Genomic DNA, 19,960 nt, shown 5'->3' on the forward strand with positions numbered 1-19,960 from the left:
GATGCGATGCCGGGTGCGGCTAAGTAAGACGATCTGTCTACTTAAGGTTTCACCGTAGCTGGCTCGCCGCCTTATGTAAAACGATCGGTATCCTTAACGCTGTGATCGAAACTCAGCCCGTACGTCGGCGTCGTGGGCGTGGCGCCCGGGAGCGGATCCTCAAGGCGGCAACCGAGCTGTTCATCGCGCAAGGGATCAATGCCACCGGGATGGATCAGTTGTCGACCGTCGCCGAGGTCTCGAAGCGCACCCTCTACGCGCACTTCCCCAGCAAGGACGAGCTCGTCGGGGCATACCTGGAGTCGCTGGTGGAGCCTCTCCTGCCCGTAGCCCCGTCATCCACCCAGCCGACTCTCAGCCCGCGCGAGCAGCTCCTCGCCATCTTCGACCGGAAGCCGGCGGAAACCATCGCCCCGTTCCGGGGGTGCCCGTTCCTCAACGTCAGCGTCGAGGTGCCTGACCCCGAGCACTCCGCCCACCAGCTGGCTGTGGCATACAAAAGGGAGTTCGCCCACCGCCTCACAGACATCGCACGGCAGGCCGGGGCCGCCGACCCGGAGAAGCTCGGGGAGCAACTCGCGCTGCTCTTCGACGGCGCGGCCGCACGCGGCACCGCACTCAACGACAACCGCACCGGCGCGTGTGCGCGATCCATCGCGGAGTTGGTGGTCGATGCCGCCCTCGCCGAGGCCGGTCCGCCGTCCTGATCTGGTCGCGAAGGTGACAGGACGCCGACGTGGAGCGGTTTACTGAAGGTCTGTGCTCGGTTGGCGACGCCAGTCCCATCCAGGGTGCCGGTCCATCAGGGTGAGGAACTCACTCGCCCGCAGGATCTCGTAGTGGTTGGTGTCGAGAAGACCGTCGACACCGGGCAGGACGTCGCGGAGGAAGGGCCGGGCCGCGTCCATGGACTGGCACGACAGGTAGACCGCGTACGGTTCGCCGATCTGGGTCCTCACCTGCTCGAGCTCCTCCGGCTCGTAGTCGGCCAGGATCCCACCCGAGAGGTCGATGTAGTACGAGTACCCGTGCTGGTGCAGCTTTTCGTCGCCCGTCACGGGATCCGGCACGAGCCCAAGGGAACGGATTCGCCCTTCAATCGACGGGCGTCGCTCCGCGGGGACCAGAATGATCACAGATGGCCAGGACACGCGGTCACCTCCCCGGCGACCGTAGTCGAGCGGCCCCCTCGGAGCGCCAGGTTTTCCGTTCGCCGGAGCCTGGCAGATCTCAACGTCGCGCGGCGGTGCCGCTCAGGTCGCCGAAGGCCGTGGCTGCTCCGGCGGAACCGAGCTCTCGGCAGCCGCCATCCACTGGTCGAGGTCGGTCTGGGTGAACTCTGTCCAGGGTGGGACTCCGGGGAGCTGGCGGAGGAGGTCGTAGGCCTCGGGGATCTGGGCTCCGCGCAGGACCGGGCAGTGGCAGCCGGCGATGACCTCGGCGTCCAACTGTTGGAAGCCGGTGACGACCTTCCCGAACTTTTGGGCGTCCAGCAGGGCGACCCAGGGGGATACCAGGCGTCCGCCGAACAACTGGCCGTCGCGGAACTCGTCCGGCGACAGCGCGGCCATTTCGGGCACAGGGGTCGGCACGTTCGTGGCGAAGGTGTCGACGGCCCACAGGACGTTGGCCTTCGAATCGAAGAGGGCTCGGGTGGTGGGGTTGTCGTACAGGGGCGGTCGCTTGGCGACCAGGGTGCGATCGCCCGCGTCGATCGTGTCGCCGTCGGTCATGAAGCGGCACCGGTTGATGGGAATCTCCCACTCCTCGGCCATGCGGCCGATGGAGAACCATGTCGTCAGCAGGGTCGCGCTCGGGCATTCCGCGAGGACCGCCAGGAGGTTGCCGGCGTGGTCGCGGTCGTCGTGGGTGAGAAAGATCCACCGTACGTCCAGGGGATCCACGACGGACCAGGCCGCCTCCAGCCACTGCGAGCGCACTGCGGGCGCCCCGGTGTCCACAAGGACCGGTTCGGCTCCCCGAATCACCATCGAGTTCATCGGGAAGTGGCCGACCGGCGGTGCCTCAAGGGCCCACGGGATGACGAACGTCTCCTCGGCGATCTTGTACGGCTGCAGAAGGTCGAAACTCTCGATGGTTGTCATCGCTGCTCTCCCCAGGACGGAGTCGCCCCCTAGGACGGAGTCGCCGCAGCCTCCATGAATCAAGTGCAGCCCCGTGCGGGGCTGTCGTCAAACGCAGAGGTCGTGACGGTGGGGTTCGGTGAGCGACGAGGGGTGCGCGGTCGGCGCCGGACGGTCCCGGGCCGTGCTCAGGCGGGCGGTCGACTGCCGCCGCACCGGACTGGCCGCTTGCCATCGACCGGCGCTCGGCATATGGTCGTACGAACGTAAGGCATACGACCGTAATGTAAATGCAAGGAGCTCATAATGACGACAACCCGGCCCGTCGCGCTCGTGACAGGTGCCTCATCGGGGATCGGCAAGGAGACGGCCCGCGCCTTCGTGGAGGCAGGTTTCGAGGTGATCGGAACCGGCCGCAAGACCTCAGGACTCACCCCGCCCCCCGGCGTGACGTACCTCGACCTCGACGTCGGCAGTGACGAGTCGGCCGGCGTCGCGGTCGGAGAGGTGATCGACCGGTTCGGGCGTATCGACGTGCTGGTCAACAACGCGGGCATCGGCTCGTCGGGCGCCGTCGAGGAGAACTCCGTCGCCCAAGCCCAGAACCTCCTGAACATCAACGTCCTCGGTGTCATCCGCATGACGAAGGCCGTCCTGCCGCACATGCGCGCCCAGGGCGGCGGACGCGTCATCAACATCTCGTCCGTCCTCGGGATCGCCCCCCAGCCCTTCATGGCCCTCTACGTCGCGTCGAAGCACGCCATCGAGGGCTACTCCGAGTCGCTGGACCATGAGGTCCGCGAGCACGGCGTCCGGGTCCTGATCGTCCAGCCCGCCTACACCAAGACCAGCTTCGACACCAACGCCGCGCAGCCCGACACCCCGCTGCCCCTGTACGCCGAGCGGCGGCGCGTCTTCGACGAGGTCATGGCGGAGGCGATGAAGGCCGGCGACGATCCCGCCGTCGTCGCCAAGGTGATCGTCACCGCGGCCACCGACAGGAAGCCGAAGCTGCGCTACACCGCCGGTCCGCTGGCCTCCCGTGTCACCACGGCGCGCCGCCTCGTCCCCGCCGGAGCCTTCGACAAGCAGATCCGCAAGAACAACCGCCTACCTGCCTGACAACCCGCGGACCTGGCCAGCGGCAGCTTGGAGGCAGGCCCCGGCTGCGACGGAGGAACACACAAGTGCGGTACGCGAAGGAATACAAGCAGGAGACACGGCAGCGGATCATCGCGACGGCGGGCCGCCGACTCAAACGGGACGGCATCGACGGCTCCGGGGTCGCCACCCTCATGAAGGACGCGGGCCTGACCGGCGGCACCTTCTACGCCTACTTCGACTCCAAGGACCACCTCGTCGCCACCGCCATCGCCGACCAGATGCGCGCCCAGCACGCGACCATCGTCGCCCAGGCCGCACCCGGCCGTGCCGGCCTCGAACAGATCATCCGCTGGTACTTCTCACCCCAGCAGCGCGACAACATCGAGGACGGCTGCCCCAACGCCGCCCTCCTCGACGAGATCGCCCGCGCCACCGACCCCACCCGACAGGCCTACACCCACGGCGCCCTCGTCCTCATCGACGGCTTCGCCGCCCGCCTGGCCCCCCACGATCCACCCTCGGCACGCCTGACGTCACTCAGCCTCCTCGCCATGATGGCCGGAACCCTCCAACTCTCCCGCGCCCTGACCGACCGCCAACTCGCCGACCAACTCCTCGAACAAGGCATCCGTAACGCCCTCGCACTGATAGACACCGAACACCACAACTGACGAGTGCCATCTCCATGAGGCCCGTCCCGACGCTGATGACCTACCATTAATCATCCATGGAAGATAATTCTCCGGAAGATGAGTGATGGCTGACCTGAAGCTGCTGTACCGGGAGCTGGTCTCGCTGGAGATCGAGCTGTGGAACGGCATCGAGGGGCGGTTGAAAGCCGAGTACGACCTGCCGCTGACCTCGTTCGAGGTGCTGCACCTGCTGTCGCATCGGCCCGGGCCGCGGATCCAGGACATCGCGGAGGAGTTCTCCATCACGGTGGGCGGCACGAGCAAGGTGGTCGACCGTCTGGAGTCGGCGGGCTTCTGTGCGCGGCGGGCCAATCCGAACGACCGCCGTTCCTCGATCGTCGAGTTGACGCCTGAAGGACGGAAGCTGGTGGACGGGGCGCTGAAGGTCTTCGAGGACGAGCTGGAGCTGCGGATCGGGTCGGTGATTCCCGCGGAGTCCGTGCGCGAGGTGACGGCGGTCCTCAGCATGCTGCGGGCAGCCGGAAGGGCCCTGGACTCGGAGCGGAAGGCCGCCGGGCAGACGTCGGCGCCGGGCGCGCGGGCGCCGAAGTAGCCTGGCCGGCCTGCGTTGTGAGCCACGACGGCCGCGCGGTGCCCCTGGGCTGACAGACCGCCGACGGGAGACCGTGTTTCCCCGACCCCGCCCCGTCAGCCCACCGTCAGTCGGCTATGCCGTCGAACGCGATGACTTTGTCGATGTGGCCGTGGACGAGGAGGTTTCCGGGGCCGCCATTGCGGGCGGCGTACTCCTCGGTGCGATCGGCACCCATGTAGCGGGCGCCGAGCAGGCCGCCCCAGCGCAGCGTGTCGTCGGGGTCCTCGGAGATATCCGCGCGTCCTTGGAGCAGGACGAAGGCATACGGTGGCCGGTCCTCGTCGACGCAGAGGGCGAACCGTCCATCGCGGGCGAGGTTGCGGCCCTTGACCCCGTTCTTCTCGGTGGTGAGCACGATGTCGTCACCATCGAGGAGGAACCAGACCGGTGTCACATGGGGGCTGCCGTCGGCGCGGACGGTGGACAGCTTCCCGGTGCGGGTTCCGTGCGTGACGGACGTACGCCACTGCTGCTCGGTCATCTTCCGCATGCGGGTGCCTTTCGTGTGCGTACGGATCGACTCACATGTGCCCGAGGCCGAGTTCGGCCTCGGGCACCGCGGGTTCTAGCCCCAGAAGGCGTCCTCGGCGGCCGGATCGGCGGAGAAGAGCCACATTTCGGTGATCTTGCCGCTCTCGACGCGCAGGAGGTCTACGCCGTCCATGCTCATCGATGTGTCGCCGCGGCGGCCGGTGAAGTGGATGGTTGCGGTGACCAGGTCGCCGTTGCCCATGAGGGTGTGGACCTTGTCGATGGCGAAGGTGCCCTGGCTGGTCTCCATCATGCTGCCGAGCATCTGGAAGACGGCGGCCTGTCCCTTGTGCTCGCCGGAGAACTGGTTGGCGCCGGGCTGGTGCCAGACGATGTCGGCGTCGAGGAGTTCGCCGAGAGCGGCCATGTCTCCGTTCTGGACGGCCTGGAAGTAAGTGCGGGCGATGTCGATGTTCGTGCTGGTCATGCCGTTTGCTCCTGGGTTCTTGTGCGGGGGATGGGTGGCTAGCGGGCGAAGTGGAGGCGGTCGGCGAGGCCGGCTTCGGCGAACGCGGCCTCGATCTCGTTTCGTCCTTCCTTGAAGTGGGCCCAGCTGTCGAAGTGGGCGGGGACGACCCGGCGGGCGCCGAGTATGCGCGCGGCCTCGGCGCCCTGGGCGCTGTCGAGGGTGAGCAGGGCGCCGTCGAAGGCGAACGCCATGCGGGCGCCGCCGAGGAAGAGGACCGCGGTGTCGACGGGAGCGAACTTCTGGGCGATCTCCTTGACGTGCTCCAGGGCTGCGTTGTCGCCGCTGACGTAGACCGAGGGCAGGTCGTCGGAGGTGAGGACGAAGCCGATGACGTCGCCGGTGACCGGTTCACAGCCGATGGGACCGTGCCGAGCGGGCACACCCGTGACGGTCACGGTGGTGCCGTCGGGGCGCTGGATCTCTGCGGTCTCCCAGAAGGCCAGTCCTCGTGCGTTGCCTCCGAGGCGGCCGGCGCCGCTGTCGGTGGTGAGGACGACGGGGACCTCGGGCAGGAAGGCGCGGCCGGCGTAGTCGAGGTTGTCGTCGTGGGTGTCGTGGGAGAGCAGGACGGCGTCGACGCGGCCCAGGCCGGCGGCGGTGACAGGTGACGGCTCGGTCTTGACGAGCTTGTGGTCGCCGGGGAGGGGCATGGGGTAGTCGCCCGGCGGGTCGAAGGTCGGATCGGTGACGAACCTCAGCCCGCCGTATTCGATCACGGTGGTCGGACCGCCGTAGACGCGGACGGGGATCTTTTCGCTGGTGGCGCTGGCGCCGGACATCGGGAACCTCCAGGCGGTGAACAGTGCGGACGCGGCCCTGCGGAACCGGTCAGGCGGCGGGTGCGGAGAACACTCCGAAGTGGTTGCCGGTGGTGTCCTGCAGCCGGGCGAAGGTGAAGCCCGCGGAGTCGGAGACCGGTTCCATGAGGACCTTGGCGCCGAGCCCTGGCCACGCTTGACGGTCTCGGCGACGCCCTGGACGTGGACGTAGAAGACCGCGTAGTTCGGGAAGGTGCCCTGGGATTCCCATACGCCGCCGGCCGGTTGCGGGGCTTCCGGCGTCATTACGGAGTGGAGGCTGGTCGGTGCCGAACTCGAACCAGGCGACCGAGTTGAACGGGGGAACGGTCATGACACTCACTCCTTATATCCCATAAGGGGATAAATCTGACTCTCCGAAGCGGCCTGAGCCCAGGTGGGTGACCACCGCCGACCTGTGTCCAGCAAAGCATTTACATTCCATGGAAGCAACTTCCATAGATTATTGTTCCATGGATGTGGGTTTGGTCGTCATCGGCCACTCGGCCCTTGGGCAGCAGAAGAACCCGGCGTCCCGGATGCGGACGGTCGGGTCGGCAGGGGCGCCAGTTCGGCCGGTCGGTGAAGGAGTGGGGCGACTACCTGTACGTGAAGAAGAACGCGGTCGAGCTCGCCCGCGAGGAGCTGGCGAAGATGCCGGAACACAAGCGGCGGGAGCCGGCCTGCCCCGCGCCGAGGTCGGCATCACCGTGACCACCACCGATGACAAGGTCAGCCGCTGGCTGGGGGTACGCGCCCCACTCGCCTCCCGCCGCCTGCGCACCCTTGCCGAACTCACCGAGGCAGGCATCCCCGCCTATGCCTTCGTCGGCCCGCTCCTGCCCCACTTCGCCACCCAGCCCGAGCTTCCGGACGACCTCTTCGGCCGACTCGTCGACGCGGTCGTCTTCCCTGTCAAGTCGTCGAGTTCGGCCATCGAAGAAGGCGCAGGCATACCCCGAAGCCGCCCAGGCGGCCCACGCCGACTTCGTCGCCCTCCAGTCCGACGGCGCCACTGCCGAACCCACTGGACGGGAAGGCTGATCAACAAGCCAGGCCACATCTGTGCCGTTCAGGGAGGTCCGGTGTTTTCGGCGATTACTACGGGGACACTAAGGGTTTGCGGGGATCCAAGGTGTTGCTTCCCGTCCTGGGAATCGTTGGTGTGGTATGCGCATTTCGGAGGAGACTCGTGACCAACTCGCTGTGAAGTTCGCGGTGTTGCTCCCACATCTGGATGAGCGGCAGCGACGGCTGCTGATGGCTGCGGAGGCCCGGGTGCTGGGGCACGGCGGTGTCCGGGCCGTGGCGCAGGCCGCTGCGGTCAGCGAGACGACGGTCCGCAAGGGTGTGTTCGAACTTGAGGCGGGTGAGGAACCTCTGGGGCGGGTGCGTCGTCCGGGCGGGGGCCGCCAACGGGTCGTGGATCTGGATCCGGGGCTGCGGCCGGCACTGTTGGCGCTGGTCGAGCCGGATGTGCGGGGGGATCCGATGTCGCCGCTGCGGTGGACGGTCAAGTCCACCCGCACGCTGGCGCAGGAGCTGACCCGGGCCGGGCACCGTGTCAGTGCCGACACCGTGGCCGACCTGCTGCGGGCAGAAGGCTTCAGCCTGCAGGCAGGCGCCAAGACGATCGAGGGCAGCCAGCACCCGGACCGCGATGCCCAGTTCCGCTATCTCAACGAGCAGGCCTGCGAGCACCGGGACGCCGGCCAGCCGGTCATCAGCGTGGATACCAGGAAGGTGGCCCGTGCTGTACCGCGCCGCGTGGTGATGCGTGCTGCCGCGCCGTCGGCCAGGCCGAGCCGCTCGGCGTCGTGCGGACTGATCCGGAGCGCGCCGCCTGCGTCAAGCTTGCGCCAGGTGGTGTCACGGAAGATCACGTTCGCGGTGAACGCCCGGCGCTGTCCGGCGGCCAGGACGAAGGGGAACTCCGGCGTGGTGTGCACGGAGGGCGTCTTGTCCAGGGCGTCGATGAGGTCGAGCAGTTCGGGAATGGGCAGCGGGATGCGCTGGTCGGCGTGCGGCACGTACTGCCAGGCGTCCTCGTACTCGTCCTCGGTGAAGGTGACGCCGGAGCGGCCGGCCAGCATCGCGTCGAACAGGGCATCGGCATTCGCGTGACCGGCCCGGCGCACGGCCTTGGGGTACGCCCACCCGATGCGCTGCGCGAGCCCCCACAGGACGGCGGCCGACCGGCCGCCGTTCGGGAGCGTCGGGCCCAGGGTCTCGTACAGCAGGTAGGGCGCCAGGCCGAAGACCTTCTTGTCGACCGCCGCGAGGGCCGCGAAGGCGAACTTGAAAGAGGTCCGGCCCAACCGTGCCGCCGTGCGGAGCACCGCCAGGTGGGTACGGGGAACCCCGTCGAGTTCCCGGATCAGGCGTGCGTGGATCTCGGAACAAGCAGGGGTGGTTGACCGTCCATCTGTCTGTGGCTGCGGAGGGGACAGTGTCCCCGGGCCTCACCTACAGCCCGTGGGGACGATCGTCCGGCTGAAGCCCCACGGAGCCTTCCGCCGAGAGGCGACCGCCCTCCGGCCGCCACCGCCACGGTCCCGGCTGGTCTCCCCCGACCAGCCGGGGCTTCGCGTTGTCGCCCGGCAGCCTGTCCCGCCGCCGAACGGCCAGCGCTACTGGGCGAACGTATCCGTGACGGGCTCGTTCGGGCAGCGGCTGAGATCCTCGAAGAGCGCGGCTTCCTCGCTCGGGTCCACCGCGAGCCGGTAGCGAGTCTTGTCGGCGACTCAGTCGCCGACATACCCGCGCGGACGACGCCGAGGTCGGCCCGGGCCTGGTTTCCCAGCCACGCGTACCCGGACCAGGAGAACCACACCAGGGCCAGGAGCAGCACGCCGTGCAGCACGCCCGTGGCAGTGTGCTCGTGGGCCATGTACTCGGTGATCTGAGTGAGCGTGAAGACGTAGACCAGGTCGGAGAACAGCTCGAAGGTGGTCACGCGGCTGCTCGTCAGCGCGGTACACACTCCGGTCGCCGGGCTGCCTCGCGACGGTCCGGACTGCTCGTTCTCCAACTAGTAGGGCTCCGTTAGGTCTTTCCGTTGGGCCTGATCAAGAGCATGTTGGGTGTGTGGACGCACATGAAGTGAACCGAGCTCGGGCGAAGTTGGCGTTATTCGTCGCTGATGTGTTTGCGTCGGTGTCGCGCAAGGATCAGCGGGCGAAGGGTGACTGCTATCTGCGGGGGCTGATGCTGGACGGGCGGCGCAAGTCGATCCAGCCGATGGCGGAGCGGCTGCCGGATGGCAACGAGCAGAACCTGCAGCAGTTCGTGAACCAGTCGACCTGGGATCCGGTGCCGGTGCGGCGCCGGATCGCGCAGCGGATGGTGCCGAGAATCGGGCCGGATGCCTGGGTGGTCGATGACGTGTCGTTTCCCAAGGACGGGAAGATGTCGGTGGCGGTCGCCCGCCAGTACTGCGGGGCGCTGGGCAAGCGGGCCAATTGTCAGGTCGCGGTGAGTGTGCACGCGGTCTCCGATGCTGCGTCCTGTCCGCTGCAGTGGCGGTTGTTCGTGCCCCAGGAGTGGGCGGACGATGCCGGACGGCGGCAGAAGACCGGGATACCGCAGGAGGTCGGGCACCGGGAGAAGTGGCGCCTGGCCCTGGACAGCATCGACGAGTTGGCCACGTGGAATCTGGTGCCGCCGGTGGTGGTGGCGGATGCCGGCTACGGGCAGAACGCCGACTTCCGCGACGGCCTGGAGGGCCGGGGCATCGGCTATGTCGTGGCGATCCGTTCGGATGTGAGCGTCCACCCGCACGATGCGCGGCCCGCCGCCCCGGCATGGTCCGGCAACGGCCCCAGGCCGCAGTCTCGTTACCGGGACAAGCCGTCCTCGGTGGCCGCGCTGGCGGCCGGCCGCGGGCGGCAGGCCTTCTCCGAGGTGACCTGGCGGGAAGGCTCCCGCGGACCGATGCGTTCGCGCTTTTCGGCACTGCGGGTGCGGCCGGCCGGGGTGCGGGCCCGCCGTCTGGCCCAGGCCGCCGCCATGGCCGAACACGGCCACTGGGACGGCGTCCTGCCCGAGGTGACGCTGCTGGCCGAATGGCCCGAAGGCGCCGAAGCACCCACCGACTACTGGCTGTCCAACCTGCCCGCCGACACCCCGATCGCCGAACTCGTCCGTCTGGCCAAGATCCGCTGGCGCATCGAGCACGACTACCGCGAACTCAAGCACGGCCTGGGCCTGGACCATTTCGAGGGACGTTCCTGGAACGGCTGGCATCACCACGTCACCCTGGTCACCGCCGCCCACGCCTTCCTCACCGAACAGCGCCTGGCCCCAAAAGCCGATACAGCGGACTCACCCTCTATCAGATCCTCGACGCCATCCAGGACCTGCTGAACTGCTGGACCGGCACCTGCACCACCTGCCACCGGCCGCTGCCCAGCAGGACCACACCAAGATCCAGAACGACCTAACGGAGTCCTACTAGGCGTCCTCGGAACGGGGCACGAGCCGCATGGTCGTTGAGCTCGCCTCGGGGCTGGCGATGGCCTTGATGATGTTGACGGCGTACTGGCCGGATTTCGTGCGGTAGGCGGCGTCAACGGCGTCGTCGATCTCGTCGTCGGCGTGGTTGCGGGTTGTGCCCCGTTTGGCCCAGCGTGCGAGGGAGAGCGCCCGTCACGAGCACGCCAGTGAGCTCCCCCGGACGGGGGCGTAGCCGCTGAACCGGGGCGGGTCGTCCGGCCGGGGCGACTGTCCACGAGGGATCAGCGGACGGTCGTCGCGCAGCTTCCCGAACTCCTGGTCCACCTTCTTGTCGTCCCAGCGCAGCGTCGAACCGACGCCCGCGATGAGCGGGTTGAACCCGGCGACCGGCACCGTGGCGAACTCCGTCGACGACAGGGGGATCCGGCTCAGCGACGACGCCAGGTCCACCAGTTCCCCGACACCGAAGCCGGGGTCCGCCTGCGCGGAATCGAGCAGCGCGTGGGCCACGCGCGCCATCGCCACCGGATCCCTGGTCAGGTGCTTCAGCTCGCGCATCACCGACACCAGGAACCGTTGCTGGCGCTGGATCCTGCCGAGGTCGGCGCTGCCGTCGACGTGCCGCGAGCGGACGTACTGCAACGACTGTCCGCCGCCCAGCCGATGCTTCCCGGGCGGGAGGTCGAGCTTGGTGGCGGAATCCTTCAGCGGCCGCGCGGTGCACACCTCGACCCCGCCGATCGCGTCGACGGCGTCCATGAAGCGCCGGAAATCGACCTGCAGATAGCGGTCGATGTTCACATGCGTCATGGCCTCGACGGTGCGTACGGTGAGGGGGGCACCGCCCTCCGCGAACGCGTTGTTGAGTTTCGCCGGACGCGCCGGGAACTCCTGTCCGGAGGAATCGTCGCGATACTCGGGAATGTCGGCGAGGGAATCCCGCGGCAGGCTGACGACGCTGATCCGGTCCCGGCGTGCCGACACGTGGACGAGCATCATGACGTCCGTGCAGTCGCAGGCGACACCGCCCGCGTGGAATCTCTCTTTTTCCTCGGGGCTGATGGTGTCGCGACCGTCGGTTCCCATCAGCAGGATATTCATCGCGTGCGGCGCTCGTGAGGGCGCCTGGAACGCGGAGATGCCGAGCACCGATCCGGTGACCAGCATGACGACTCCCGGAATCATCGAACGGCGAAGCCATTTCCGGGGGCGGGGGGATGTGGAGCAGGAAGAAGGGGGGCTTTTCTCCATGGGGAGAAGGTAAGCCAGCGGGCTGCCGAGAATTCGGCGGCCCGCTGTGCGTGTCGGCAGATCAGCTGCCGCTGGCGGCGTTGCCCGAAAGGACCGGGATGTTGTCCAGGATGTGCGAGAGTGGCTCGTCGCCCTTTTAGGCCGTCCTGGTCCTGCGTCACGCACGACCTGAGGAAAAGACTCCGGTCAAGCATCTCCTGAGACGCACGCCAGTACGTCAAGCGCCACCTGATGACGAACTGTCAGCCATGCCCCAAGACCTCGCGCAGCCAGTGCAGATCGACGCGATGTCGAAAGTCAGCCGGTCACCTCTCTGGCCGGTACCGGTTCTCGCGATGCCGGGTGGGTCCTGGGCTGCGGCGGCCGTCACTGTTGCTCTTCCTCCCTTTCCCCGGCCGCCCCGCGCCAGCTGGTGGCGCCCGCGATCGCCCTGGCCGTCACCCTCGGCCTGCACCACTGGCGGCACAACGCTGTGCTGAGCATCTTCGGCGGCACCGCCGTCCACGTAGCCCTCGCCACCACCCTCACCCCCCACTGACCTCACCGGGTCGGCCGCGAACGCCGGTACCCCGGTGTCCGTCGCGGCATCCAGCAGCGTCGCGGCCCTCCTTCCGGCGAGGCGACACGCGGGCAGATCGTCGCCACCACCGTAGGCGGCGAACCCGGGGAAAGCGACGATGAAGGCCGGCCAACAGCTGCCCCACCGCCCGGCAGAAAACGGGGCCGTCCCGGGCAAGCAGCTTCTCGGCCACACCCACGACCGGAGCCAGGTTGGCCCGCTGGCTTCGGCAGACGGTCTGCGGTCGCCACCCACCGCAAGGGCCTGGTCGTAGCCTTTCGCCGTCAAGCAGTGGTCGGGGTGGTGGCAGACGTCATCCAACGAGGCCGCGGCGAGGCAACCGGATGCGCCCCGGCCGTCGTTCAGGCCCGGGTATAGCCACCGTCGGCGAAGAGTTCGGCGCCGGTGACGAACGACGAGGCGTCCGAGGCCAGGAAGAGGGCGGCCTCGGCGATTTCCTCGGCGTCGGCCAGCCGCCCCAGGGGTACGACGGCCTCGGCGAACCGGTCGACGTCCGGCCCCGCGGCGCCCAGCAGGCCGGGGGTCCGGGTGGGTCCCGGGCTGAGCACGTTGACCCGGAACCGGCGCTTCCGCGACTGCCGGGCCCAGTTGTGCACGAGGTTGCTCACCGCCGCCTTCGAGGCGCTGTACACCTCGAGTTGCTCATTGGGCCGCACGCTGTTGCTGGATCCGATGACCAGGATGGAGGCGTTCTCCGCCAGCAGGGGGAGCGCCTTCTGAACGGTGAACAGTGGGCCCTTGATGTTGACGGCGAGCGTCAGGTCGACGTTCGCCTCGGTGTGGGCGCCGAGCGCGGCGTCCGCGGCGATTCCCGCGTTGGCCACCAGCACGTCGATGTGGCCGGCCTCCTCGCGGACTCGTGCGTAGAGGGCGTCCAGGTCGGTCAGGACCGAGACGTCGGATCGTACGCCGGTGGCCGCGGGGCCCATCTCCTTGACTGCCGCTTCGAGGCGGTCGTTGTCCCGGCCGGTCACGAAGACCCGTGCGCCCTCCCGGATGAAGCGGTGGGCGATGGCCCGCCCGATCCCGCTGGTCCCTCCGGTGATCACGGCCACCTTGTTCTGCAACACGCCTGGCATGTCGAACTCCTTGAGTTATGGAATCGATCGTCCATAACGTAGGCAGTAATGGACGATCGAGTCAAGAATGGCTAGGGTGAAACCATGCCCAGACCACGCGCATTCGACGAACGCCAAGTCCTGGAGCGGGCCCGGGAACAGTTCTGGGCGACCGGCTACTCAGGAACCCGGATGGACGACATCGCCCAGGCGACCGGCCTGGGCAAGGGCAGCCTGTACGGCGCGTTCGGCGACAAGGGCAAGCTGTTCCACAGGGTGTTCGACGAGTGGTGCACCGCGGTCGTCGAGGTGGCCGAAGGGCGGCTGGCAGGTGGCCCGGACGCGGAGGCCTTGGCCCGGCTGTCGGGGTACGTGCACCTCATGGCGGAGAACACCGCCTCCGACACCGAGCGCCGCGGGTGCCTGCTGGCCAAGGGCGTGGCGGAACTGGCCCAGCACGATCCGACGGTCGCCGGGCGGTCGGCCGAGACCATGACGGCGCTGCTGACCCTGCTGCGGACGGAGATCAGCGCCGCACAGCGCCACGGCGACATCGCCAGCGCTGCGGATCCGCAGCAGCTGGCGGCACTGCTGCTGACGGTGGTCCGCGGTATCGAGGCGGTGGGCAAGGCCGGCCTGGACCCGGAGACACTGCGGAACATCGCAGACACCGCACTGGCGGTCCTGCCCATGCCCGAGGGGCGGAATCACCTCGCAACTGGGCGCGGTCCGGCCCGCGAGAACTGACTCGGTGCCCTCACGGTCACCTGACCCGCCGGGCAAAGCCTGGCCCTGCCTAGTCCGTGACGGCCACCATCGCGATCGACACCAGGATCCCTGGCCGGTCGACACCCAGCTTGCTCACGCAGCGAGGCGGCCGTACGTCAGGGAAGAACTCGTCGAAGACCTCGATGATGCCGTCGGCGTCCTCGGGGTGCATGAGCAGGGTGTGAACCATGACGGCGTCGCTCAGCTCGGCGCGGCCGGCGCGCAGGATCGCTTGGCAGTTGAGCAACGACTGGCGGGTCTGCTCCTGGATCGTGGGTCCCGCGAGTTCGCCGGTCGCCACGTCGACTCCGACTGTTCCCGCGACGTAGATCGTGTTGCCGACCTTGACCGCCTGGCTGTAGCCGGGATATTCCGGCGCTTCGGGGGTGGAGATGATCTCTCGGGGCATCGCACGGGCTCCTGCCTGGAGGGCTTCTGCTCGCTGAGTACAGATCGACCTTGGACTTCGGTGGCGCCGTCGCACCCTCATCCCGCAGGGCGCCTTCAGGCTCCCACCGCAGGACCCCGGGTGTTGCCAGAACCGCGATGACGGCACGTGTCCGGCGGGGCAGTCGGGGGTCGGACAGGTAGGGGAGGACCCAGGCGGGGCTGCCGTCCTGAACGCGGCTACCTGCCGGTGACTTATGGGGTATGGCATAGAACATGTAAGGGGAAGGGCAATCCTCGCGAGCGTCGTCTCCAGCGGTGGCTCATAGGACAAAAGTTGGCCTACACGCCACCTAACGTCAGACGGACCACACGCACTCAGGAGGCAGCGGATGACCGTGAGGCCGATCCCCGACGGCTATCACACCGTCACGCCGTGGATCATCTCGCGCGACACGGCTGGGCTCATCGACTACCTGAAGGAGGCGTTCGAGGCAGAGGAGATCGCCCGGGTCGTCGGGGACGACGGCCGGATCGGGCACGCGGAGGTACGGATCGGCGACTCGATCGTCATGCCGTTCGACGCGCCACCTGATTGGCCGCCGACGCCCGCCTTCCTGCGCCTCTACGTCGAGGACGCCGACGCCGCGCACCGCAGGGCCGTCGCGGCCGGCGGAACGTCCGTGACCGAAGTGACACACCTCTTCTTCGGCGACCGGGTCGGACGGGTACGCGATCCGCTGGGCAATCTGTGGTGGCTCCAGACACGGGTGGAGGACGTCAGCCCGGAGGAGATGGAACGCCGTCTGGGCGACCCGAAGTGGGCCGAGGCGATGGCGTACGTCCAGGGTGCCGACTTCTTCCCGGGGGCCTCCAACTCGGATGGTACGCAGGCCCCGAGGCCCGGTGCCTGAGTCGTGGGGGCGTCGATTCGTCAGTCGGTCAGGCCCGACCAGTACATCTCAACGAGATCGTGTGACGAACTCTGCCGGCTTGGGCGCGGGTTGCTCTCCCGAGCCTCGGATGATCAGCCGGGTGGGGACGGAGATGGTGCGAGCGCGGGAGCGGTCGCCGTCCAGGCGGGCCAGGGCGGTGGCCGCGGCGCTGCGGCCGAGTTCTTCGGGGTCCTGGGCTACGACGGTCAGGGCCGGTTCGAGGGCCTCGGCGAGTGACAGGTCGTCGAAGGCGGCGACTGCCACGTCCTTGCGCTTGCTGCGTGCGAGTTCGGCGACGATGCCGAGCGCCATGATGTTGTTGCCGGCGAACAGGGCGGTGGGGGGATCGGCCAGGTCGAGGAGTTGGGCGGTGGCGGCCTGGGCGCCCGGCTGGTCGTGGGCGTTGGCGACCAGCGAGCGGTCGTAGGGGATGTTGGCTTCCTGCAGCGCGGCGCGGTATCCGGCGAGGCGTTCGCGGCGCGTGTACAGCTTGACGGGCAGGTCGCCGACGAAGCCGACGCGGTGGTGCCCGTGGGCGATGAGATGGGCGATGCCGTCCCGGGCCCCGGCGCGGTTGGAACTGACGATGCTGTCGGCGGGCAGGCCGACTCCGGGGCGGTCGAGGAAGATGATGGGCAGCCCTGCGGTGCGGTGCGACTTGAGGTGGGAGTGTTCGGCGCCGACGGACGGTACGACGATGAGGATGCTGACGCGCCGGGCGAGGAACTTGTCCGTCAGGGCACGTTCGCGTTCGGGGTCGTCCGCGGAGGAGCCCATGAGCAGGGTCAGTCCGCGGTCGCCGACGACATCCTCTATGGCGCGGGCCACGGCTCCGAAGAAGGGGTTGGCGAGGTCGGGGATGACCAGGCCGACGGTGGTGTCCGGGCCGCCGACGCGGATGTTGCGGGCCATGAGGTTCGGCTGGAAGCCGAGCTTGGCGACGGCGGCGAGCACCTGTTCCCTGGTCTCGGCGGAGGCGGGCCCGTCCTCGTTGAGGACGCGGGAGACGGTCTTGGCGCTGACGCCCACTTCTCGGGCGACGTCTGCCAGGGTCGGGCGGCGGTTCGCTGCCATGGAGGAAACAGTCTCCTGTGCTCGTCGGTCCGGCCGCGGCCTCGGCCGGAACCTGTGAGTGCTTCAGTTGGCCTGGACTCCCGCGGCCTTCGCGGCCTTGGAATCCGCCACGACAGTACCTCCGGCCTCGTCCACGGTGAGCGCGCCGGTCATGATGGCGACGACCTCCGCCATGGAGTAGTCGGAGGGCTTGATCACGGCGGCGCGCCTGCCCAGACGGTGGACGTGGATCCGGTCGGCGATCTCGAAGACGTGGGGCATGTTGTGGCTGATCAGGACGACCGGCATGCCCTTGTCGCGAACCCGGCGGATGAGGTCGAGGACCTGGCCGGACTCCTTGACGCCGAGGGCGGCGGTGGGTTCGTCCATGACGACGACGGAGCGTGCCCAGGCGACGGCGCGGGCGACCGCGACGGCCTGCCGCTGTCCGCCGGAGAGGGTCTCGACCGACTGGGTCAGCGAGCGCAGGCCGATCTTCAGGTCGGCCATGTGCTCGGCGGCCTCCTGCCGCATCCGCTTCTTGTCGAGCATGCGGAAGGCGCTGCCGAGGATGCCGGAGCGGCGCAGTTCGCGGCCGAGGAACACGTTCGACGCGATGTCCATGGAGGCCGCCACCGCGAGGTCCTGATACACCGTCTCGATGCCGTGGGCGCGGGCGCTCTGCGGGCCGGAGAACGAGATGGGTTTGCCGTTGAGCCGTATCTCGCCCGCGTCGGGGGTCACCGCGCCGGTGAGGGCCTTGATGAGGCTGGTCTTGCCGGCGCCGTTGTCGCCGATGACGGCGAGGACCTCGCCGGGCAGCAGGTCGAAGTCGGCGCCGTCGATGGCGGTGACGTGGCCGTAGCGCTTGACCAGGCCGCGGGCCTGAAGGACAGGCGTGGGGGAGGAGGTGGCGGTCATCGGGCCTTCTTCCGGGAGAGCTGGTCGACGGTCACCGCGAGGATCACCAGGACGCCGGTGATCAGGGTCTGGTAGATGGAGGCGACGCCCATCAGCTGCAGGCCGTTGCGGAAGACGCCGACGATGAGGACGCCGATGAACGTGCCCAGGACCGAGCCGCGGCCGCCGAAGAGGCTGGTGCCGCCGAGGACCACGGCGGTGATGCTGTCGAGGTTGTCGGTCTGCCCGGCCTGCGGGTCGCCGACGCCGGTGCGGGAGATGAGCAGCAGGGCGGCGATGCCGTAGAGGATCCCGGCCACGGTGTAGACGCCGATGGTCAGCCGGGAGGTGCGGATGCCGTTCAGCCGGGCCGCTTCCGGGCTGTTGCCCAGGGCGTAGACGTGCCTGCCCCAGCCGGTGTTGCTCAGCGCGTAGGCGAGGAGGAGGAACAGGGCGATGGTGACCAGGGAGCCGTAGGTGATGTCGGTGTGGCCGAGTGGGAAGGTCTCACCGAGTGCCGTCAGCGGGCCTGGCAGATTGGTGACCGTCTGCTCCTCGGAGTAGATGTGCGTCAGCGCGAACGCCACATTGAGCATGCCGAGGGTGACGATGAACGGCGGCAGCGGGATCTTCTGCACCAGGGTCCCGTTGAGCAGGCCGAAGCCGCCGCAGACGACCAGGCCCAGCGCGATCGCGACCAGCGGGGGCAGGGAGCCCTCGGCCGCCATCTTGGCGATCACGATGCTGCCGAACGCCATCACCGCACCGCAGGACAGGTCGATACCCGCGGTGAGGATGATCAGGGTCTGGCCGATGGCGAGGGTGCCGACGACCATGACCTGCTGCACGATCAGGGAGAAGTTCCCGCCGGTGAGGAACTGGTCGGTCGAGACGGAGAAGAAGACACAGGCCAGAAGGAGGGCGGCCAGCGGCCCGGTGGTCGGTGCCGTGAGCAGCCGGCGGGCCGTGGTCGGCGCTTTGAGATCGGCGTACGGCGAGGACGTGTCCGGGGGTGTGGTCGTGGCTGTCATGCGAAGTCCTTGTCGGAAGACAGAAGTCGTTGTCCCCTCCGGCCGCCGGGAGAAGCGGACAAGCGGGCGGCCGCCCCCGGTCAGGGAGGAAGGGACGGCCGCCCCGCTGAGGGGACGGGCTGAGTCGTACGGTCCTCAGGGGCCGGCTCAGCCCCAGCAGTTCTCCAGGCCGTAGGCGGTGTCCTTGGACGTGACCCCGTCCTGTGCCTTGTCGGTGATCAGGGTGACGCCGGTGTCGGTGTAACCGGACGCCTTCTTCCCGTCCTTGGCGTAGGTCGCGACCGCCTTGACGCCCTCGGCGGCCATCTTCAGCGGGTACTGCTGCGAGGTCGCGGCGATCTTGCCGTCCTTGACGGCCTGTGTGCCGGTGCAGCCGCCGTCGACGGAGACGATGAGCACGTCCTTCTCCCGGCCCTTGGCCTTGAGCGCGGTGTACGCGCCCAGCGCGGCCGGCTCGTTGATCGTGTAGACGACGTTGATGTCCGGCTCCTTCTGGAGGCAGTTCTCCATCGCCGTCTGGCCCTTGGCCTGGTCGCCGCCGGTGTCCTGGGCGCAGGCGACGTCCTTCTCGGTGGCGCCGAAGCCCTTCAGGAAGCCTTCGTGCCGCTGGACGCCGACGGAGACGCCCGGCGCGAGGTCGAGGGCGGCTATCTTCGCCGTCTTGCCCTTCATGGCGGCCTTGGCGTACTCGCCGATCAGCTCGCCCGCCTTGACGTTGTCAGTGGCGAAAAGGGCGTCGACGGCGCTCTCCGGCTCGGTCGGGGTGTCCAGGGCGATGACCAGAACGCCCTTGGCCTTGGCCTTCTCGATGGCTGGCACGATCGCCTTGGAGTCGCTGGGCGTGATCAGGATGCCCTTCACCCCGGCGGCGACCATGTTCTCGATGGCGGTGACCTGACCGGCGTTGTCCCCGTCGAACTTGCCCGCCGCGGTGGACAGTTCGACACCGTTCTCCTTGGCGGCCTTCTCCGCGCCCTCCTTCATCTTCACGAAGAACGGGTTGGTGTCGGTCTTCGTGATCAGTCCGACCTTGACGGTGCCCGAACCGGAGCTCGCGGAGTCCGATCCGGATCCGGATCCACAGGCGGTCAGGGTGAGGGCCGCGACACCCGTGCAAGCGGCGACTCTGAGCAAGGAGGACGGCAGACGAGAGATGCGTGACATGAACAACTCCTGCGGGATTGCGGACGAGCGGTCGGCATCGGGCATGCCGTCCCGAAGTGTCATCGTTGACTTATGTCATCGTTGACACTGCTTGGCCAGGATGATG

23 protein-coding genes and 3 pseudogenes are annotated in these 19,960 nt (G+C 68.4%); 9 read left to right on the forward strand and 17 right to left on the reverse strand.

Annotated features, from left to right (window positions below; translation table 11 throughout):
• Positions 1-101 precede the first annotated feature (101 nt).
• The gene (locus QF037_RS44465) at positions 102-707 is read left to right on the forward strand and encodes a TetR/AcrR family transcriptional regulator (protein WP_307035445.1); all 606 of its coding nucleotides are present in this window, start codon (positions 102-104) and stop codon (positions 705-707) included.
• A gap of 39 nt (positions 708-746) precedes the next feature.
• Here QF037_RS44465 and QF037_RS44470 read toward each other — a convergent pair whose 3' ends face one another.
• Both QF037_RS44470 and QF037_RS44475 read right to left on the reverse strand, forming a co-directional pair.
• On the reverse strand, positions 747-1,070 hold the full coding sequence (locus tag QF037_RS44470; protein WP_307035447.1) for a hypothetical protein: 324 nt from the start codon (positions 1,068-1,070) through the stop codon (positions 747-749).
• A 183-nt stretch (positions 1,071-1,253) separates the two neighbouring features.
• Positions 1,254-2,105, reverse strand: coding sequence for an MBL fold metallo-hydrolase (locus QF037_RS44475; RefSeq protein WP_307035449.1), 852 nt, complete (start codon positions 2,103-2,105; stop codon positions 1,254-1,256).
• Positions 2,106-2,390: 285 nt separating this feature from the next.
• Here QF037_RS44475 and QF037_RS44480 point away from each other — a divergent pair, with 285 nt between their 5' ends.
• The 3 genes from QF037_RS44480 (at position 2,391) to QF037_RS44490 (ending at position 4,433) form a co-directional block, all read left to right on the forward strand.
• Positions 2,391-3,206, forward strand: a complete 816-nt coding sequence (locus QF037_RS44480; RefSeq protein WP_307035451.1) for an oxidoreductase — start codon at positions 2,391-2,393, stop codon at positions 3,204-3,206.
• Between the two features lie 65 nt (positions 3,207-3,271).
• On the forward strand, positions 3,272-3,859 hold the full coding sequence (locus tag QF037_RS44485; RefSeq protein ID WP_307035454.1) for a TetR/AcrR family transcriptional regulator: 588 nt from the start codon (positions 3,272-3,274) through the stop codon (positions 3,857-3,859).
• A gap of 85 nt (positions 3,860-3,944) precedes the next feature.
• Positions 3,945-4,433, forward strand: a complete 489-nt coding sequence (locus QF037_RS44490; RefSeq protein ID WP_307035455.1) for a MarR family winged helix-turn-helix transcriptional regulator — start codon at positions 3,945-3,947, stop codon at positions 4,431-4,433.
• A gap of 106 nt (positions 4,434-4,539) precedes the next feature.
• On the opposite strand, the gene QF037_RS44495 is transcribed toward QF037_RS44490, so the two are convergent.
• From QF037_RS44495 to QF037_RS44510, 4 genes are all read right to left on the reverse strand, one after another.
• Positions 4,540-4,965 (reverse strand): PPOX class F420-dependent oxidoreductase, encoded by a 426-nt coding sequence (locus QF037_RS44495; RefSeq protein WP_307035457.1) that lies wholly within the window; start codon positions 4,963-4,965, stop codon positions 4,540-4,542.
• A gap of 75 nt (positions 4,966-5,040) precedes the next feature.
• Complete coding sequence (locus tag QF037_RS44500; protein ID WP_307035459.1) at positions 5,041-5,433, reverse strand: nuclear transport factor 2 family protein; 393 nt, start codon at positions 5,431-5,433, stop codon at positions 5,041-5,043.
• A gap of 38 nt (positions 5,434-5,471) precedes the next feature.
• Entirely contained in the window at positions 5,472-6,254 is a 783-nt protein-coding gene (locus QF037_RS44505; RefSeq protein WP_307035461.1) for an MBL fold metallo-hydrolase, read from the reverse strand.
• Between the two features lie 617 nt (positions 6,255-6,871).
• Complete coding sequence (locus tag QF037_RS44510) at positions 6,872-7,288, reverse strand: hypothetical protein (RefSeq protein ID WP_307035463.1); 417 nt, start codon at positions 7,286-7,288, stop codon at positions 6,872-6,874.
• A 154-nt stretch (positions 7,289-7,442) separates the two neighbouring features.
• On the opposite strand from QF037_RS44510, the pseudogene QF037_RS44515 reads away from it, so the two are divergent.
• Positions 7,443-8,015: pseudogene (locus QF037_RS44515) on the forward strand (ISAzo13 family transposase); the annotation flags it as partial.
• Here QF037_RS44515 and QF037_RS44520 read toward each other — a convergent pair.
• Together QF037_RS44520 and QF037_RS44525 are read right to left on the reverse strand one after the other, a co-directional pair.
• Positions 7,946-8,365: a molybdopterin dinucleotide binding domain-containing protein gene (locus tag QF037_RS44520; protein WP_307037702.1), complete on the reverse strand. Its 420-nt coding sequence runs from the start codon at positions 8,363-8,365 to the stop codon at positions 7,946-7,948. The pseudogene QF037_RS44515 and the gene QF037_RS44520 overlap by 70 nt on opposite strands.
• A 284-nt stretch (positions 8,366-8,649) precedes the next feature.
• Positions 8,650-9,255 (reverse strand): low temperature requirement protein A, encoded by a 606-nt coding sequence (locus tag QF037_RS44525; RefSeq protein WP_307037704.1) that lies wholly within the window; start codon positions 9,253-9,255, stop codon positions 8,650-8,652.
• Positions 9,256-9,359: 104 nt separating this feature from the next.
• On the opposite strand from QF037_RS44525, the gene QF037_RS44530 reads away from it, so the two are divergent.
• Positions 9,360-10,637 (forward strand): IS701 family transposase, encoded by a 1,278-nt coding sequence (locus QF037_RS44530; RefSeq protein WP_307034582.1) that lies wholly within the window; start codon positions 9,360-9,362, stop codon positions 10,635-10,637.
• 87 nt (positions 10,638-10,724) lie between these two features.
• Here the strand turns inward: QF037_RS44530 and QF037_RS51170 are convergent.
• The 3 genes and pseudogenes from QF037_RS51170 to QF037_RS44540 all read right to left on the reverse strand — a co-directional run.
• Positions 10,725-10,865 (reverse strand): annotated as a pseudogene (locus QF037_RS51170) (DUF2255 family protein); the annotation flags it as partial.
• Between the two features lie 54 nt (positions 10,866-10,919).
• Complete coding sequence (locus QF037_RS44535) at positions 10,920-11,894, reverse strand: LCP family protein (protein WP_307035464.1); 975 nt, start codon at positions 11,892-11,894, stop codon at positions 10,920-10,922.
• Positions 11,895-12,039: 145 nt separating this feature from the next.
• Positions 12,040-12,114, reverse strand: a pseudogene (locus QF037_RS44540) (rodlin); the annotation flags it as partial.
• 276 nt (positions 12,115-12,390) lie between these two features.
• On the opposite strand from QF037_RS44540, the gene QF037_RS44545 reads away from it, so the two are divergent.
• Positions 12,391-12,516 (forward strand): hypothetical protein, encoded by a 126-nt coding sequence (locus QF037_RS44545; RefSeq protein ID WP_307035466.1) that lies wholly within the window; start codon positions 12,391-12,393, stop codon positions 12,514-12,516.
• A 383-nt stretch (positions 12,517-12,899) separates the two neighbouring features.
• Here the strand turns inward: QF037_RS44545 and QF037_RS44550 are convergent, their stop codons facing one another.
• Positions 12,900-13,637 carry an SDR family NAD(P)-dependent oxidoreductase gene (locus QF037_RS44550; protein WP_307035467.1) on the reverse strand — a complete coding sequence of 246 codons (738 nt, stop codon included), beginning with the start codon at positions 13,635-13,637 and terminating at the stop codon, positions 12,900-12,902.
• Positions 13,638-13,721: 84 nt separating this feature from the next.
• On the opposite strand from QF037_RS44550, the gene QF037_RS44555 reads away from it, so the two are divergent.
• A complete protein-coding gene (locus QF037_RS44555) occupies positions 13,722-14,363 on the forward strand; it encodes a TetR/AcrR family transcriptional regulator (protein ID WP_307035470.1) in 642 nt (213 codons plus the stop codon).
• Between the two features lie 49 nt (positions 14,364-14,412).
• Here QF037_RS44555 and QF037_RS44560 read toward each other — a convergent pair whose 3' ends face one another.
• Positions 14,413-14,793: a RidA family protein gene (locus QF037_RS44560; RefSeq protein ID WP_307035472.1), complete on the reverse strand. Its 381-nt coding sequence runs from the start codon at positions 14,791-14,793 to the stop codon at positions 14,413-14,415.
• A gap of 370 nt (positions 14,794-15,163) precedes the next feature.
• Between QF037_RS44560 and QF037_RS44565 the strand changes: the two genes are divergently transcribed.
• Positions 15,164-15,685: a VOC family protein gene (locus QF037_RS44565; protein WP_307035474.1), complete on the forward strand. Its 522-nt coding sequence runs from the start codon at positions 15,164-15,166 to the stop codon at positions 15,683-15,685.
• Between the two features lie 48 nt (positions 15,686-15,733).
• Here the strand turns inward: QF037_RS44565 and QF037_RS44570 are convergent, their stop codons facing one another.
• The 4 genes from QF037_RS44570 to QF037_RS44585 form a co-directional block, all read right to left on the reverse strand.
• On the reverse strand, positions 15,734-16,780 hold the full coding sequence (locus QF037_RS44570; protein ID WP_307035476.1) for a LacI family DNA-binding transcriptional regulator: 1,047 nt from the start codon (positions 16,778-16,780) through the stop codon (positions 15,734-15,736).
• Positions 16,781-16,843: 63 nt separating this feature from the next.
• Complete coding sequence (locus QF037_RS44575) at positions 16,844-17,680, reverse strand: ATP-binding cassette domain-containing protein (protein ID WP_307035478.1); 837 nt, start codon at positions 17,678-17,680, stop codon at positions 16,844-16,846.
• Positions 17,677-18,690, reverse strand: coding sequence for an ABC transporter permease (locus tag QF037_RS44580; RefSeq protein ID WP_307035480.1), 1,014 nt, complete (start codon positions 18,688-18,690; stop codon positions 17,677-17,679). Before QF037_RS44580 ends, QF037_RS44575 begins: the two co-directional genes overlap by 4 nt.
• 147 nt (positions 18,691-18,837) lie before the next feature.
• Positions 18,838-19,854 carry a sugar ABC transporter substrate-binding protein gene (locus tag QF037_RS44585; RefSeq protein WP_266897907.1) on the reverse strand — a complete coding sequence of 339 codons (1,017 nt, stop codon included), beginning with the start codon at positions 19,852-19,854 and terminating at the stop codon, positions 18,838-18,840.
• Between the last annotated feature and the right edge of the window lie 106 nt (positions 19,855-19,960).

The sequence above is a fragment of the Streptomyces canus genome (genome assembly GCF_030815415.1).
Taxonomy (GTDB): domain Bacteria; phylum Actinomycetota; class Actinomycetes; order Streptomycetales; family Streptomycetaceae; genus Streptomyces; species Streptomyces canus_F.

Bases quoted from the DNA above. Each gene is read 5' to 3' on its own strand.
- QF037_RS44480 (WP_307035451.1), top strand. From the start codon at position 2,391: ATGACGACAACCCGGCCCGTCGCGCTCGTGACAGGTGCCTCATCGGGG.
- QF037_RS44555 (WP_307035470.1), top strand. From the start codon at position 13,722: ATGCCCAGACCACGCGCATTCGACGAACGCCAAGTCCTGGAGCGGGCC.
- QF037_RS44575 (WP_307035478.1), bottom strand. From the start codon at position 17,680: ATGACCGCCACCTCCTCCCCCACGCCTGTCCTTCAGGCCCGCGGCCTG.
- QF037_RS44495 (WP_307035457.1), bottom strand. From the start codon at position 4,965: ATGCGGAAGATGACCGAGCAGCAGTGGCGTACGTCCGTCACGCACGGA.
- QF037_RS44490 (WP_307035455.1), top strand. From the start codon at position 3,945: ATGGCTGACCTGAAGCTGCTGTACCGGGAGCTGGTCTCGCTGGAGATC.
- QF037_RS44565 (WP_307035474.1), top strand. From the start codon at position 15,164: ATGACCGTGAGGCCGATCCCCGACGGCTATCACACCGTCACGCCGTGG.
- QF037_RS44520 (WP_307037702.1), bottom strand. From the start codon at position 8,365: ATGCTGGCCGGCCGCTCCGGCGTCACCTTCACCGAGGACGAGTACGAG.
- QF037_RS44580 (WP_307035480.1), bottom strand. From the start codon at position 18,690: ATGACAGCCACGACCACACCCCCGGACACGTCCTCGCCGTACGCCGAT.
- QF037_RS44475 (WP_307035449.1), bottom strand. From the start codon at position 2,105: ATGACAACCATCGAGAGTTTCGACCTTCTGCAGCCGTACAAGATCGCC.
- QF037_RS44570 (WP_307035476.1), bottom strand. From the start codon at position 16,780: ATGGCAGCGAACCGCCGCCCGACCCTGGCAGACGTCGCCCGAGAAGTG.
- QF037_RS44500 (WP_307035459.1), bottom strand. From the start codon at position 5,433: ATGACCAGCACGAACATCGACATCGCCCGCACTTACTTCCAGGCCGTC.
- QF037_RS44550 (WP_307035467.1), bottom strand. From the start codon at position 13,637: ATGCCAGGCGTGTTGCAGAACAAGGTGGCCGTGATCACCGGAGGGACC.
- QF037_RS44560 (WP_307035472.1), bottom strand. From the start codon at position 14,793: ATGCCCCGAGAGATCATCTCCACCCCCGAAGCGCCGGAATATCCCGGC.
- QF037_RS44585 (WP_266897907.1), bottom strand. From the start codon at position 19,854: ATGTCACGCATCTCTCGTCTGCCGTCCTCCTTGCTCAGAGTCGCCGCT.
- QF037_RS44505 (WP_307035461.1), bottom strand. From the start codon at position 6,254: ATGTCCGGCGCCAGCGCCACCAGCGAAAAGATCCCCGTCCGCGTCTAC.
- QF037_RS44535 (WP_307035464.1), bottom strand. From the start codon at position 11,894: ATGCTGGTCACCGGATCGGTGCTCGGCATCTCCGCGTTCCAGGCGCCC.